General features: G+C 46.3%; 11 protein-coding genes. 8 read left to right on the top strand and 3 right to left on the bottom strand.

All coding sequences use genetic code 11. From position 1 onward, the window contains the following. A partial coding sequence (locus BTR1S_RS20985; protein ID WP_176572980.1) for a hypothetical protein occupies window positions 1-394 on the top strand: 394 nt, incomplete at its 5' end. 193 nt (window positions 395-587) lie between these two features. On the opposite strand, the gene BTR1S_RS20980 is transcribed toward BTR1S_RS20985, so the two are convergent. Beyond that, window positions 588-2867 (bottom strand): glycosyltransferase, encoded by a 2280-nt coding sequence (locus tag BTR1S_RS20980; RefSeq protein WP_029419807.1) that lies wholly within the window; start codon window positions 2865-2867, stop codon window positions 588-590. 181 nt (window positions 2868-3048) lie between these two features. Between BTR1S_RS20980 and BTR1S_RS20975 the strand changes: the two genes are divergently transcribed. The 5 genes from BTR1S_RS20975 to BTR1S_RS20955 all read left to right on the top strand — a co-directional run bounded on the left by BTR1S_RS20975 (window position 3049) and on the right by BTR1S_RS20955 (window position 9124). Next, a complete protein-coding gene (locus BTR1S_RS20975; RefSeq protein WP_006639929.1) occupies window positions 3049-4131 on the top strand; it encodes a glycosyltransferase in 1083 nt (360 codons plus the stop codon). 386 nt (window positions 4132-4517) lie between these two features. Continuing rightward, window positions 4518-5624: a DegT/DnrJ/EryC1/StrS family aminotransferase gene (locus BTR1S_RS20970; RefSeq protein WP_029419808.1), complete on the top strand. Its 1107-nt coding sequence runs from the start codon at window positions 4518-4520 to the stop codon at window positions 5622-5624. Then, window positions 5624-6688, top strand: coding sequence for a Gfo/Idh/MocA family protein (locus tag BTR1S_RS20965; protein WP_029419809.1), 1065 nt, complete (start codon window positions 5624-5626; stop codon window positions 6686-6688). The genes BTR1S_RS20970 and BTR1S_RS20965 overlap by 1 nt, the downstream gene beginning before the upstream one ends. A gap of 85 nt (window positions 6689-6773) precedes the next feature. Then, entirely contained in the window at window positions 6774-8069 is a 1296-nt protein-coding gene (locus BTR1S_RS20960; RefSeq protein WP_006639926.1) for a nucleotide sugar dehydrogenase, read from the top strand. A gap of 143 nt (window positions 8070-8212) precedes the next feature. After that, a complete protein-coding gene (locus BTR1S_RS20955) occupies window positions 8213-9124 on the top strand; it encodes an alpha/beta hydrolase (RefSeq protein ID WP_029419810.1) in 912 nt (303 codons plus the stop codon). Window positions 9125-9134: 10 nt separating this feature from the next. On the opposite strand, the gene BTR1S_RS20950 is transcribed toward BTR1S_RS20955, so the two are convergent. Beyond that, on the bottom strand, window positions 9135-9509 hold the full coding sequence (locus tag BTR1S_RS20950) for a winged helix-turn-helix transcriptional regulator (protein ID WP_006639924.1): 375 nt from the start codon (window positions 9507-9509) through the stop codon (window positions 9135-9137). A gap of 129 nt (window positions 9510-9638) precedes the next feature. On the opposite strand from BTR1S_RS20950, the gene BTR1S_RS20945 reads away from it, so the two are divergent. Continuing rightward, complete coding sequence (locus tag BTR1S_RS20945; RefSeq protein ID WP_006639923.1) at window positions 9639-10322, top strand: NAD(P)H-dependent oxidoreductase; 684 nt, start codon at window positions 9639-9641, stop codon at window positions 10320-10322. 43 nt (window positions 10323-10365) lie between these two features. Here the strand turns inward: BTR1S_RS20945 and BTR1S_RS20940 are convergent, their stop codons facing one another. After that, a complete protein-coding gene (locus BTR1S_RS20940; protein WP_061781687.1) occupies window positions 10366-14688 on the bottom strand; it encodes a bifunctional 2',3'-cyclic-nucleotide 2'-phosphodiesterase/3'-nucleotidase in 4323 nt (1440 codons plus the stop codon). A gap of 225 nt (window positions 14689-14913) precedes the next feature. Between BTR1S_RS20940 and BTR1S_RS20935 the strand changes: the two genes are divergently transcribed. Beyond that, window positions 14914-15429: a type 1 glutamine amidotransferase domain-containing protein gene (locus BTR1S_RS20935; RefSeq protein ID WP_029419813.1), complete on the top strand. Its 516-nt coding sequence runs from the start codon at window positions 14914-14916 to the stop codon at window positions 15427-15429. The last annotated feature ends 58 nt before the right edge of the window (window positions 15430-15487 follow it).

Here is a 15487-nt window from a genome sequence, read left to right as displayed (position 1 = left end):
AGCAACCGGCCCGACAGGTCCAACGGGAGCAACAGGAGCAACGGGAGCAACCGGCCCGACAGGCGCAACCGGAGCGACCGGGGCAACAGGTCCGACAGGTCCAACGGGAGCGACCGGAGCAACAGGTCCAACAGGAGCGACTGGCCCAACAGGAGCAACGGGAGCAACGGGAGCGACAGGAGCAACGGGAGCAACCGGCCCGACAGGCGCAACCGGCCCGACAGGAGCAACAGGTCCGACAGGCGCAACAGGTCCAACAGGAGCGACAGGCGCAACAGGTCCGACAGGTCCAACCGGAGCAACGGGACCAACAGGCCCGACCGGAGCAACGGGAGCAACGGGAGCAACGGGAGCGACAGGCCCAACCGGTCCGACAGGCCCAACCGGCGCGTAATAGTCAAAAAGAGCAGCTGAATAGCTTTGTTCTAGCCGTTTCGTATGTTTTGTATGGGGAGGTTGAAGGGGTGTATGAAAACTTCGGTTTTCATGCGCCTCTTTTTTTATGTACAGAGTCGAAGGAAAATTTGCAAAAGAAAAAGGACTGCCACCAAGCTGATGCTCATATGACAGTCCTTTCTAATGAAACATTAATCAAATTCTAGCAAATGTTTCATCTCCATTTTGATTTCATTCATGTTTGGTTTGTAAGTTTCAACTCCCGAGCTTAGACTCAAATCAAAGTAATACTCCATTTTTTTGATCAAAGGCTGGACGCATCTCTTTTTCTCTTCTTGATCAAGATGCTGTGTAAATCCGTTGCTTTGATAAGTTTTTGCTGTATTCGCGTAAACTTTTCCAATCATAAAGTTCTTCAGCGCGGTTCGCTGAGCTGGCTCCAGCTCACTCCACTTAATATCTGGCAGGTAGATGTCTTCATTAAAATTATTAATGATATATTCCATTACATAAATAATAGACGGAATTCTTTTGCCTATATTGTATGTGAAATTATGCTGATGCCTGCGGTAGCAATAGACAGGTTTGTGTACATAATGCCGTTTCCATCCGCGTTTAATGTTTACGATGCTGTTGAGTGCATCTCCTGCGTACGGATTTTTGGAATCAACCACCCAGGAATAGTTGTGATCCCGATAAAAAGACAGTTTGAACAATCCGACCATGGGATATACTCCGGAACCGCTTCTTTCAAAAACCCTGCGGACTGCTTCATCATCCGTATATGATTGATAGACCCAGCTTCCGATTCGATTTCCATTCTGATCTACCAATAAAAAATCACCGTAAACATAATCTAAATCTTCCTGTTCAAAAAAACATTGCATAAAGTCGTTGAGTACTTCTTTATTTGCCAAAAAATCATCTGCGCTTATCGGCATGACATAGTCTCCGCCCGCTTCTTCAAAAATTTCTGCAAATGCCGTATCCGCCATACCCGAATTCTCCTGATGGCATATCGTCCTGATATTGGGGTATTTATTTTTATAAGAATTGATGATTTCCACCGAGCCGTCAGTAGAGTGATCATCTACAATAATGATTTCGACGTTTGGATATGTCTGATTAATAACGGATTGAAGACATTGTTCCAAAAAGTGGGCGTAATTATAATTGACGATTCCGACTGTTATTTTGGGCGGATGGAGAAAGGCTGTCCGGACGCTCGCTTTTGTCGGTTTTGCGAATTGGGAAATGTTCTCTTCCATTTTTTTCAGTTGTTTTTCAGATGAATAATATTCTTCGATAAAAGCGCGGTATTGATTTGATGTATAGTCATGTTCAGTGACCATTTCGACCAGTTCATCAATTGTGCTCCATACAAACGATTCATCATAAATGGTTTTGGCGCCGTAAAAATTGTGGACGAGCGGTTTAATTCCTTTTGCCATCGCTTCCATGACCGACATTTGCTGGCTCTCTAAAAGGCTTGTTGATATAAGGTAATGCTTATCTTCCAAGTATTTGTTAATGTCGCTCTGCCATCCGTCGACCTGGACGCTGTCCGCCAGATCGAATTCTTCAATCATCTGTTTAAAATATAAGTGATAGCGGATGTCTTGATATTGGCCGGCGATAAATAGCTTGTATCGTGGATCTTTATCATGGATTGCCTTAAAAGCATGCAATAAAAGCATCGGGCCTTTTTTATAATTAATGTAGCCGACGTAGGCGATATGAAACCCTTTGTCACGCTGCTTAAACGTATAATGGTCTAAGTTCACTCCGTTGGGAATGGTTATGGTCTTTGTTTTATGAAGGTTTTGCACTTGATCAACGATGTATTCCTCCATGTGCCTACCGTCAAAAACCACTTGATCTATGACATCCCAGCGGACTTGATAAGGATACGCCGTAAAAGCTTCATAGCTGTGAAGCCTGCAAATTAGAATTTTTTCATGCGCGAGAGGCAATTTGCTCCCGTATATGGTTAAGTTGTCACACCATTCAAACCAGCAAACATCCGCCCACTTCATTCCGGTGTCGATTTGTTTGAGATCTGTGACGATCAGCTTAAGCGTTCTGTATGATTGGGGGAGATGTTCAACTATAGGATTGATAAATGTATCTAAACCTGGTTTGACAAAGAAGATGATTTTCGGCCGCAGGTATCCGACACTGCGGAAGAGACTGAGTTTTTCCCGGAACAGCTGCTCTTTTTGAGCCTGCTCCATAAAAAGAGCAGCATCATCATACCATTCACAAGCTTCTTGTAAGCACCCTTTTTTTTCATTGATAAAACCCAAACTGATCAGCTTGCTCATTCCGAATGGATCGGTGTTCATTCTCTCTCTAATGAGCCGTTCAGCTTCCTCCCACTTTTTGTCTTCTATCATTTCAGTGATTTCACTTTCATTATTGGCAAGCTCCAGTGAGTGCAACAGCAGTTCCAATTCATTGTTTTGGCTCATCACAATCCTCCTGTCAGACGTTGAATTTCACTAGTAATATCTATATTCACTAATGGAAGGAAGTTTCCGGGTTATACATCCAAACTCTATTTGCCGGATTTATGATAAGGGCACAAACAAAATGTTCTGCTGTTCATAATCTATTGGAGTGAAGATAAAGTAACGATAAGGAGTGGATGATTTGATCACAATCAGTCTCTGTATGATTGTCAAAAATGAAGAAGAAGTATTGGCAAGATGTCTTGATACCGTAAAAGACATTGTAGATGAAATCAATATTGTCGATACCGGTTCAACCGATAAAACAGTAGAAATTGCTAAACAATACACGGATCGCGTCTTTTTCTTTGAGTGGATCGGCGATTTTGCCGCCGCAAGGAATGAATCGTTTAAGCATGCCACAAAAGATTATATTCTTTATCTTGATGCGGACGATGTCCTGCTTGAAAAAGACCGGAAAAAATTAAAAGAATTAAAAGAAACGCTTGATCCGTCCGTGGATTCTGTTTCCATGTATTATGACGCCGGCACGGATGATTTCGGTAATGTGACGCTGAGATACCGCCGCAACCGTCTTGTAAAAAGGGAGAAAAATTTTAAATGGAGAGGCGACTGCCACCAGTATCTGGAGGTTTACGGAAATATCATCAATGCCGATATTTCGGTGACACATAAGAAAATCCGCCATTCAGTCGGACGCAATCTCAATATCTATCAAAAGAAAATCGACCGCGGCGATGCTTTTTCACCGAGGGACTATTTTTACTATGGAAATGAATTAAGAGAAAACGGCCATTATGAGAAAGCGATTGAAAGCTATAATAAAAATATAGAAATGAAAGAAGGCTGGATTGAAGATAAAGTATACGCGTGCATCAATAAAGCGGACTGCTACAGGTTTCTCGGAGATATGGAAAATGAGCTTAGATCGTTGTTTCAGTCATTTGAATTTTCCAAAACGCCGCGAGCCGAGACATGCAGCAGAATCGGCTATATTTTTCAGCGCCGGCGCGAATATCAGGCTGCTATTTACTGGTATGACCAGGCGACAAAGCTGGTGCCTGACTCAAATAAATGGAGCTTCAGCTATCCGGCTTATTACACGTGGTATCCGCACCTGCAAATGTGTGTATGCTACTATAATTTAGGCGATTTTGAAAAATCGTACCAGCACAATGAAGAGGCAAGAAAATACCGTCCAGAGGACAAATCTGTTCTTCATAATAAACAATTATTAGAAAGCAAATTGGGGCTTTCTAAATAATCAACAAAAGACTTACTGAACAAGTAGGTCTTTTTTTTTCGCATCAAAAAAGATATCGAGCTGAAACTCAATTTCCGTCAACAAGTCTATTTTTTGCTAAAGCATTGTTTCCATAAGAATAAAATCGGTATTCACGTTATCATGGCGGCTGGGTTACCCCGTTGGTTCTGATTGGCCATTCGTTCGATTGGATTCACATAAATCGAGTTTGAAGAATACAAGATTTTGATTTGAAACATCAGATCTCCTTATACCATCGTTCCTTCATTAAATAGAAAAATGAACATTTCCGGAACTTCAAGTAAAGTGAGATACCCAGCCGTGGCAAGTTACCAGAATCGATCATAAATTATTTTGGAACTTTGCCAAACCAAGGAGGAAAATAGATGATTCCGTTAATTAATCTCAAACGGCAGTTTCAAACGGTTAAACACGAGATTTTAAAAGAATTTGAGCGGGTGCTAGACAGCGGGCAATATATTTTGGGACCGAAAGTAAAAGAGTTGGAGAAGAAAATAGCGGAAAAACTTGGCGTTCGTGATGCGGTGGGAGTCGCCAACGGGACGGACGCTTTAGTGCTGACGCTTGAAGCATACGGGATCGGCAAGGGGGATGAAGTCATCACAACCCCTTTCACTTTTTTCGCGAGTGCTGAAGCCGTCTCAAGGGTCGGGGCGACACCGGTGTTCGCGGACGTCGATCCTGAAACATACAATCTCGATCCGGCAAAGATAGAAGAACGCATCACCCCTGCCACAAAAGCGGTCATTCCCGTTCATATTTTCGGCCAGCCGGCTGATATGGATGACATTATGGCAGTTGCCAAAAAACATGGGCTGCTTGTGATCGAAGACGCCTGCCAGGCATTTGGCGCAACATATAATGACCGTCCTGTCGGCAGTCTCGGAGATGCGGCTTGTTTTTCGTTTTTTCCGACGAAAAATTTGGGGACATTGGGTGACGGAGGGATGGTGACGATATCAGATTCTGAAGCCGCCCAACGTGTAAGAACACTCAGAACGCACGGAACAAGCGAAAAATACTTTCATGACAAAATCGGCTTCAACAGCCGGCTTGATGAATTGCACGCCGCCGCCTTGCTTATTTTTCTAGAGAAGATCGACGGTTGGAATGAACAAAGAAGAAAAATCGCCGGCCGGTACCGTGAGGCTTTGGCTGAGGCGTCACACCTGACGCTTCCGAAAGAAAAAGAAGACCGCTCCCACATTTACCATCTCTTTTGTATCGGAGCGAAAAACCGCCGGGAGATCATGCAGTCGCTTGAGGCGCAGCAGATTCATACAGGCGTTTACTACCCGTGCTGTCTTCATCTGCAGGATGTTTATGCTTCACTGCCTTACAAAAAAGGAGATTTCCCAGTAGCTGAATCATTGTCTGAAACGCTGTTCGCCATTCCGATGGATCCTTTCCTGCCAAGCGATGAACAGGATCAGATCATCTCTGTGCTGCTGGCAAGTGGGGGAGGGGAGTGATGACGCTTCGTGTTGGCTTAATCGGCTGCGGCTATATGGCAAAAAGACATCTGCGCGCTTTGAGCGGCTGTCATGAAGCTGAGCTTGCGGCCGTCAGTGATGTCGAAAAAGACAGAATGGCTGAAGCGGCTGAATACTATGCATCCCTGAGAGGCGAAAGTCCTGCGATAGCCCATTATCCGCAATATACGAGCCTGCTGGCCGATACGAAAATAGAGGCTGTGATCATTGCGGCCGTTTCAGGTCTTCATGCGGAAATGGCGAAACAATCTTTGCTGGCTGAAAAGCATGTCATTTTGGAAAAACCGATGACACTGTCGCTGGAGGAGGCCGATGAACTCATTCAGCTGGCTGAGCAAAAAAACTTGAAGCTCATGGTCTGCCATCAAATGCGCCATCGGCCGATTATGAAAAAAATAAAAGAAACGATAGCAGAAGGGAAATTAGGGAAGCCATACTTAGGCGCGGTTTCGCTGCGCCTCAACCGCTCTCCCGCATACTATGCGGCAGCTTCGTGGCGGGGGAGCTGGGAAAAAGACGGAGGAATGCTGATCAATCAGGGGATACATCTCATTGATCTTCTGCAATGGTTTTTAGGAGATGTGACAAGCGTATACGGAGAAATCCTTACCGCGGCGCCTGGGAAGGAAACGGAAGATGTAGCGGCCGGCATCCTGACTTTTGCCAACGGGGCAAAGGGAATCATAGAAGCAAATATTGTAACACAGCCAAACAATCTGGGAAGCTCGCTCTCTATCTTCGGGGAAAACGGTACGATTTCATTGGAAGGCCCTTCTTTCAACCGGATCTCCCGCTGGTATATCGCCGGAGAAGAGGGAGACATAGAGGAAGCGTCACAGCTGATTGCTCTATCGGGCGAACAGTCTGCGATGTATCAAAACTTCATTCGCGCAGTCCAGGATGGTGAACCGCTGCTGATTGACGGAAAAGAGGGTAAAAAAGCGCTGGAAGCGATATTCGGCATCTATCAATCCGCATTGATCAAACAGCCTGTACGGCTTCCGCTGTCTTCATTTCAAACCTCTGATATGAAAAAGAAATAGTTTTGTGAATTAGTAAATCGTCCCTTTCAAAAAAGAATATGAAACATATTTTATTAAAGGAATGTATGAAGGGGCGATTAAATACATGAACAATCAAGAATATCAAAACCAGACGATAGCTGTCATAGGTTTAGGGTTTGTCGGTCTGCCCTTGGCTATGCTGTTGGTATCCAAAGGCTTTCCGGTCATCGGAGTTGATTTGGACGAACAAAAAATCAAATCCTTAAAAGAGGGAAGCAGCTATATTTCTGATATAAAAGGCGAAACGGTGAAAAACGCTGTAAACAGCGGCTTTTTCCGGCCAGTTTCGGATTATCGGCTGATCAGGGAAGCCGCTGCTGTCATTATATGCGTCCCGACCCCGTTAACAGATGACTCGGCGCCAAATTTGGATTATGTGACAAAAGCGGCAGAATCAATCGCCGGGCATCTGCAAAAAGGCCAGCTCGTGGTCTTGGAAAGCTCGACATACCCAGGCACGACGAGGGATATGGTCAAACCGATTCTTGAAAAAAGCGGCCTTGTCTGCGGAAAGGATTTTTATTTGGCCTATTCCCCCGAACGCGTTGACCCGGGAAATCAGTTCCCGATCGAAGTCGTTCCGAAGGTGGTCGGGGGGACGACGGAAGCGTGCCGGGATAAAGTATATCAATTATACAGCAGGATTTATCAAGAGGTCGTTCCGGTTACATCCCCCGAAACGGCAGAGCTCACAAAACTGCTGGAAAACACGTACAGGTTCATCAATATTTCATTTATTAACGAGTTTGCGATGATCTGCGACCGGCTCGGCGTGGATGTATGGGAAGTCATCAAAGCGGCCAGTACGAAACCGTACGGATTTGCGGCATTTTATCCAGGCCCGGGGATCGGCGGCCACTGCATACCGGTTGACCCTTTATATTTGCAGTTTGTCATTAAAAAAATCGGCATTTCAAGCGATTTTATTCAGCTTTCAGAAGAGATGAACGAAAGAATCGTCCGCTATATTGCCGAACGCGCATTGCAATTGGCTCAAAAGGAAAAGGCTACAGAAGCAAACATTCTCATCTACGGCGTTACCTATAAACGAAATGTCGCGGACGTCCGTGAATCAAAATCACTCGACATCATCGGGAAGCTGGTCGGGATGGGAGCGGAGGTTTCTTATCATGATCCTCATTTTCCGGAGCTTCACATCGGCGGCAAACAACTTCGCAGTCAATCGATTGATGCCGAGTCACTGAAGGATTATGACTGTGTCGTCATATTGACGGACCACGCCGAACTGCCGAAAGAACTGCTCTTGCACCATGCAAAGGTCGTATTTGATACGAGGGGGGTTTTAAGAAACGGCTCAGGAAAAGCTAAAGTCGTTCAGCTTGGAAGCGGTCTTTCATAGCGATGTCTTCGATCGCCCGAATACGATCCATCATGAAAACGGCCACCAGACCGAAAAGCCGCTCGGAACGACCGGTGTTCACACTCACGCCCAAACCGGTTCAGAATACAATGTGGTAAAACAGAGCGTAAAGGGTGAGGACCGTGTGGATCGGAATTTTGTTGATCATCTTGGGGTTGGGGATCAGTATTTTTGCCGTCAGTCTCATTGTCAGCTATTTGTTTGTGCTTCCGAACCGAAGCAGCTATGAAGAAACGTTTTTCAGCGGGATCAAGAATGGGGAAATTGTTGATGACGTGTTTCAGTCACATGATAAAGAGGAACTGTTTTTGACTTCTGCCGACGGCTGCCGGCTTCATGCGATGTTTTTCCCTGTTCCGGATAGCAGGAAAGCCGTGATGATCACCCATGGCATTAAATGGTCGCTGTTTGGGGGCTATAAATATGTCGAACTGTTCCAGTCGCTCGGCTACCATGTGCTGCTCTGCGACAGCAGATGCCACGGATTAAGCGGCGGATCGCATGTTTCCTATGGCTTTTATGAAAAGAACGACTTGGCATTGTGGGCGGATGAGCTTGAACACAAGCTTGGAAAAGATGTATTTATCGGTGTGCTCGGCGAATCGCTGGGAGCGGCGGCTGCCGTTGAACTGATGAAACAAGACCGCAGAATTCAGTTCTGCATCGCGGATTCCTGCTTCAGCGATTTAACCGAACTCTGCCGCCATCAGCTGAAAGGGGTTGTCAAGCTTGCCGTGCCGCTTCTGATTCCGCTGACAAGCAGACTGATTAAAAGGAGGCATGGCTGGAGTCTTGCCGACATTTCTCCGGTCCGCAATCTTGAACAGACAGATACGCCTCTTTTCATCATCCACGGCAAAAATGATCAGCTTGTGCCTCCGCAAATGGCCGAACGGCTTTACGAGAAGAAAAAGGGGGTCAAAAAGCTGTATTTGATTGAAGGGGCCGGACATGTCGGCGGGTTTCGCCAAAATCCGGAGGAATATTTCCGAAAGGTTCAAGACTTTTTACTGAGGGTGGAGCCTGTCAAATAGGTTTTGGAAGCTATTCTGCTGCGGCCGATTTTCTCCGTGCTTCATCTATTTTACCGGCATGCGACATTCCCCAGTTCATCATTTGATTGATGATGGGTATGAGAGTTTTACCGAATTCTGTTAAGCAGTATTCGACTTTGGGCGGAACCTGCTTATAAATTTCGCGGTGAACAATGCCGTCGCGCTCCAATTCGCGGAGCTGAAGGGTCAGCATCCTTTGGGTGACGCCGGGGATTAAGCGGCGGAGTTCATTAAAACGTTTTTTCCCATCGATTAAATGAAACAGAATCACGCTTTTCCATTTGCCGCCGATAATATCTATCGTCGCTTCTACAGGACATGAATAACCGCCGGGGGCTGTGCAGTCTGCCGCATGTTTTTTCATCTTGATCTCTCCTTAGTATAAAAAATGATACTATCCAACAAAAATGTGCGTACTTTTTATCTTTTATTATAATAATTAAAATGTAATTGAGAAAGGAATATACGCTATAGCAAAGGAGAGAAACAGATAATGGCAGATCAATCCAAGAAACAGGAGATTCTTGATGCATTTCAATTCAGACATGCCACTAAAGAATTTGATCCTGACAAAAAAATTTCTGATGATGATTTTCAGTTTATTTTAGAAGCGGGCAGACTGTCGCCAAGCTCAATCGGTCTTGAACCGTGGAAATTTGTCGTTGTTCAAAACAAAGAGCTTCGCGAAAAGCTCCGCCAAGTTTCATGGGGGGCGCAGGGGCAGTTCCCGACGGCCAGCCATTTCGTGCTGCTGCTCGGCCGCACGGCAAAGGAAATGAGGTATGACTCCGACTATGTCGCACATCAATTAAAGCATGTGAAAAAAATGCCGGATGACATCATTGAAAATATGCTCAAAGAAGACGGTGTGATGAAAAGCTTTCAAGACGGCGATTTTCACTTGTTTGAAAGCGACAGGGCGATGTTTGACTGGGTCTCCAAACAAACGTATATCGCACTTGCCAATATGATGACAGCGGCCGCTTTGATCGGAATTGATTCATGCCCGATTGAAGGATTCAATTATGACAAGGTTCATGACATTCTTGAAAAAGAAGGGCTGCTTGAAGAAGGGCGGTTTGATATTTCGGTCATGGCCGCTTTCGGATACCGCGTCAAAGAGCCGCGTCCGAAAACAAGACAGGCGCTCGATCAAGTAGTGAAATGGGTCAAGTGAAGAAAAAAAGACGGTTCAGAAAGAGAACCGTCTTTTTTGATGTTTACATGTGATTGATGTTGCGTTTTTTTCGCTGGTAAAGGTAAAGGCCGCCGCCAGCTGCAAGCAATAGAAGACCGAGCATGAGCCAATTGTAGAAAGTTGTAGCTGTGTTGGGGAGAGATCCGTTTGCCGGATCAGCCGGTGCTTGCCCTCCATTCCCCCCGTCATGGCCTGAACCATTTCCAGAGCCGCCGTTATGGCTTCCGCCGCCCGGAGCATCCGGACGTTCGCCGCCAGCCGAGCCGTCTTGTGATCCCGGAGGGGCTGAAGGCGTTCCGGCATGACGGGCATGTAAGACGGTATACTCGCTGAAATGGTCAACATAGCCGGCGACGGTATGGTCTTTGCTGTAGCCGTTCTTTACTTTTGTAAAGCGGTCATGCTTCCGGTCGACATGGTAGACGCCAGCTTGCTTGTCAGGATGATCCACCTGGAAAAACAGTCCGACAGGCTCCTTGAATGAGCTGACGGCTTTTCCGTTTTGCTGAATGCTGAAATCATAAACCTTTGTGACCGCCTGTTTGATGTTTTTTCCAATCCTGATGCCGATTTTCGTTTCTTCGTCTGCCAGATTTGCAGCCGGCAGCTGCATGGCGATTTTGTCATTCTTCAATGTGATGCTTGGATCGTTTGTTCTTGCTTTTATGAGGTTCGTCTGCGCTTTTGTCATGTTCAGCCTGATGTCTTCCCGTTCTGTTTCAGGGAAATAGGCGATCGCCTTGTTCGCGTTTTTTGCGTATGTTTTGAACGGCTCTTTCTTCAGTGTCCAAGTGCCGTTTGTCTGCCGGTCCGGCAAGAAGACTTCCGTAATTCTGTTTTCGATGTTCGGTGAGACAGAGTCGTACAGTTTCAGCTGTTCCGTGAAAATCTCATAATCGCTAAATCCAAGATCTACGCCGTTTTTGGCTTTTTTAAAGACGGTGTAGCCGTCACCGCCGCCGCCCATGAAGTTGTTTGTGGCGACACGGTAGGTTTTCTTCGGATCAAGCGGTCTTGACGTTCCTTTTTCATCGATAAGCTTCACATCGAGTATGCGTTCCCCTTTAGGCTTATTTAAAGTGAAAGTAACCGTTAAACCCGCCACATGAGGAAACGCCCCGCCGCCTTCTTCCACCTGGCTGACTCCATGCTCGAGCGCTTCTTTAATCTGCGCTCCGGTCATATCGGCAGCGTAAAGCGTGTTTCCGAACGGCATCACGGTGAGGACTTCGCCGAGGGTGATCTTGCCTTTGTCGATCCCGCTTCTGATGCCGCCGCCGTTTGTGATCGCAATGTCAGCGCCTCCGGCTTGCCTGGCTTTTCTCAGCATGCCGTCCGCGATGAAATTCCCGAGATTGGTTTCCTTTGATCTGACATGCTCGCGTTTACCATCAAGCGGAACATCGGCATAGCCGACCCGCTCCGTTTTGACGTCTTCCAATTCCTGCTTAAAATCATCAAGGACGTTTTTGGCATCAGGCTCCTCTGCCGCATGATCGTCAATGGCGATCAAGTCAAAGCTGGATTGGTCTGTTTGAATGATGCCGTCCTTATCAAAGGCGACATCGACTCTTCCAAGAAACTGCCCGTAGTCTTTTACTTGGGCGACGATCGTCGGCTCAGTGTTTGGAACGACTTCCAAATGGTCGACAAGCGTATGCGTGTGCCCGCCGATGATCAAATCGATTCCCTGAACTTTTTTGGCCAGCTCCAGATCGCGGTTGTAGCCGATGTGGGTAAGGGCGATGATTTTGTTGACTTTTTCTTTCTCTTTAATTTCTTTGACGGTTTTTTCGGCGGACGAATAAGCGTCATGAAAGGTAATGTTCGCACCGGGGCTTGACGTATATGACGTATCCTCGGTCGTCAATCCAAAGACAGCGACTTTTTCGCCGTTCACATCGAGCAGAATGTACGGATAAATCCCCGTTTCCTTCCGTGCGCCTGCCTTTAAGACGGCCGGTTTCTTTTGGAATCGGCTCAGCTTTGGTTCTTTTGCGACATCGACATTTGCGCTGACAATCGGAAATGATGGGGCTTCAAACGAGTGTTTGTTCGCCGGATCAACGGCCGCGCCATTTCCGCCGAGAAAATCGGCGAGCACCTGCGGCCCTTTGTCAAATTCATGGTTGCCGAATGTCATCGCATCATAGCCCATCATGTTCATCAGCTTAAGATCGGCGAGCCCGTTCCATTTTGTAAAATAAAGATCTCCTGAAAAGACATCGCCGGCATCAAGCAAAATATTGTTTTCCGTTTGTTCGCGGATTTCTTTTACTTTTGCGGCGCGCCTTGCCGCATCATCGAGGTGTGCATGCGTATCATTCGTATGCATCACCGTTAATCTCCAATGATCGTCATTCGGCGGAGGCTCTGAACCGTCTGTTTCAAAATTCAGCTTGTACACGCCATATCCGCTATTGGCCGATTCTCTTACAAAATCGATGTCCTTCGCTTTCTCAGCAAAAGGTTTTGCAAGAAGGGAGGATTCAAATGTCACCTCGGCACCTTTAATTGGCGCGATGGACCAGTTATTGTCGGCGGCCGGGTTGATCGTTCCTTTTTCAATAATGTAGTTCATCAGCACCTGCCGGTTTTCATCAGCAGCCGCATAAACGACTTTATCCTGTGTCAAATGCGGGAATCCGCCGCCTCCCGAAGCGCGGTAGTTGTTGGTGACAATGAGAAATTCCTGATCATCCTTCACCGGTTTGCCGTTATAGGCCAGGTTTTTGACGCGGCTTGCCTGCGGGTTTTTCAGTCCGCCATTGACATCGTATTTCGCCGGCTGTGTGACATCGATCTGATAGGTCACGCCGTCAATCACATCAAAATTATAGGATCTGTAATCTTGATTAAGGAGCGCCTGTTCTTCCGTTTTAGATGGATCAATTTGATTAAACTGGCCTGCGGACATCTCGATCCAGTCCTTGACTTCTCTTCCGTTCAGTTTGACGATATACAGTGTATTATCGTATAGATACAGATCTCCGATATTTTTTATGGCAAGGCCGCCGGCTTTGATATTCGTATAATAGTCTGGACCGTTTCGGCCTCCCGCTTTAAACGGAGCGCCCGCTGATAAAATCGGAAGGTCCTTATATTCCGTGTCTTTCATGACATCTTCCGCATACCATTTTTGCGCATCTGTGACGATCTGGATGGACGGATCATCCTTTACCTGTGAGAAAAAGCTGTTAATATCGGCTTCCGTTTTGCCGACGGGTTTGCGGACGTATTCCAATGTTTTTTCATGGGTATCTTTGATTGCTGCCGTCACGGTCTCGTTTTGTGAGCCGACATTCCCGGCAATCGCTTCCGTTTTCGCGCTTGCATCTTTGACCGTCCAATGACCGTCTTTTTGTTCAAGCTGCATATCGATGATGCCTAAATGGCTTCCCCAGTTTTTCGGCATCACGACCGGAATCCCGTTGATTGTCCCTTTTTGAATATCGATTTTGGCATTTCCGGCATAATCGGGGCCCGGGAATAGACCGTGCTGGTGGCCGGAAATGATCGCGTCGATTCCTTCCGCTTTAACGGCCAGATCATATACGGCGTTTTCCGCGCCTGCCTGCTGTTCTTTTGTTTCAATTCCGGTGTGCGCAATCGCAATGATGACGTCCGCGCCCTCGGCTTTCATTTTCGGAACCATTTCTTTCGCTGATTCCGTAATATCCTGGACCTTGATTTTGCCGTCAAGGTGCTTTTTATCCCATGTTAAAATTTGCGGCGGAACAAATCCTATGTAGCCGACTTTCAGCTGATGCTTTTGTCCGTTTTCATCAGAAAATGTCCTCTCTTCTATATGATAGGGCTTATATTTATGCCGCCCGTCCAATGTTTTGATGTTAGCGTTGACGATGGGAAATTCTGCGCCTTTGACGGTCCCGTCCAGAAATTCAAGACCGTAGTTGAATTCGTGGTTTCCAAGCGTTCCTGCATCGTATTGAAGCTTGTTCATGACATCAATGATCGGATGTATTTTTGATCTGGAGGTGATTTGTTCACGTTCATGTTTGAAGACATATTCTCCAAGAGGGTTTCCTTGAATTAAGTCGCCGTTGTCGACGAGAAGTGTGTTTGGATTTTGGCTGCGGTATTTTTGGATCAGCTGCGCCGTTCGGGCCAGTCCGAATGCCGCCGTCGCTTTGTCGGCGTAGTAATCATAATCCATGATATGTGCATGAATATCCGTCGTGCCTAGTATGCTGAGCTTGACGAGCGGATGTTCGCTATGTTCTTCTGCATGAGTCTGGGTGTTTGGAATAAGTATGCTGAATATCATCACTGAGGCTAGCAGAATACGGAGAACTAAAAAACGTCTTTTCTGTATTCCCACCATTTCTCCACCTTTCAGATTAAAGTCACACCCTCTATTGTAAGAACTTTTTGTAAAGTTTTGTAGATATTTCGTTTCGAATATTGTAAACAGTCAGAAATTGATTCAAAAGTCCTCATCCGAAAAGGTCTTGAAATAGGTACTTTATCAGATGAGCATGACATGTTTTATTTAGTGTGGCAGGGGTAAAAGAATTTATGTAAACAGAAGATGTAGGGAGGGAACGACATGGCCAAAAACATTGCAGTCGTACTGACGGATTATTTTGAGGATTCCGAGTATACCGAGCCTGCCAAAGCGTTTAAAGATGCCGGACATCAGTTGACCGTCATCGAAAAGGAAAAAGGCAAAACGCTCAAAGGAAAGCAGGGGCAAGCGAATGTAGAGGTTGACGCATCCATTGATGATGTCAGTCCCGAAGATTTTGACGCCTTATTGATTCCCGGCGGATTTTCACCCGATATCCTTAGAGCGGATCAACGGTTTGTATCTTTTGCAAAAGCTTTTATGGATGAGAAAAAGCCGGTATTCGCAATCTGCCACGGACCGCAGCTCTTAATTACGGCCAGGACATTGGACGGCAGAAGTGCGACAGGCTATATATCGATTCAGGTTGATGTGGAAAACGCGGGAGCCAAATTTCAGGACAAGGAAGTTGTTGTGTGTCAGAACCAGCTTGTCACAAGCCGGACGCCCGACGATATTCCCGCGTTTACCCGTGAAGCATTGCAATTGCTCGGCTAAATGATTGATGAAAAAGACCGGAATCCATTCCGGTCTTTCAGCGTGTCAACAAACCCTC

It is taken from the genome of Bacillus sonorensis NBRC 101234 = KCTC 13918, assembly GCF_001592005.1.
In the GTDB taxonomy this organism is placed as follows: Bacteria; Bacillota; Bacilli; order Bacillales; family Bacillaceae; genus Bacillus; species Bacillus sonorensis.
Note: the sequence above shows the minus strand (reverse complement) of the source record. Positions and strands in the feature narration are given on the sequence as shown.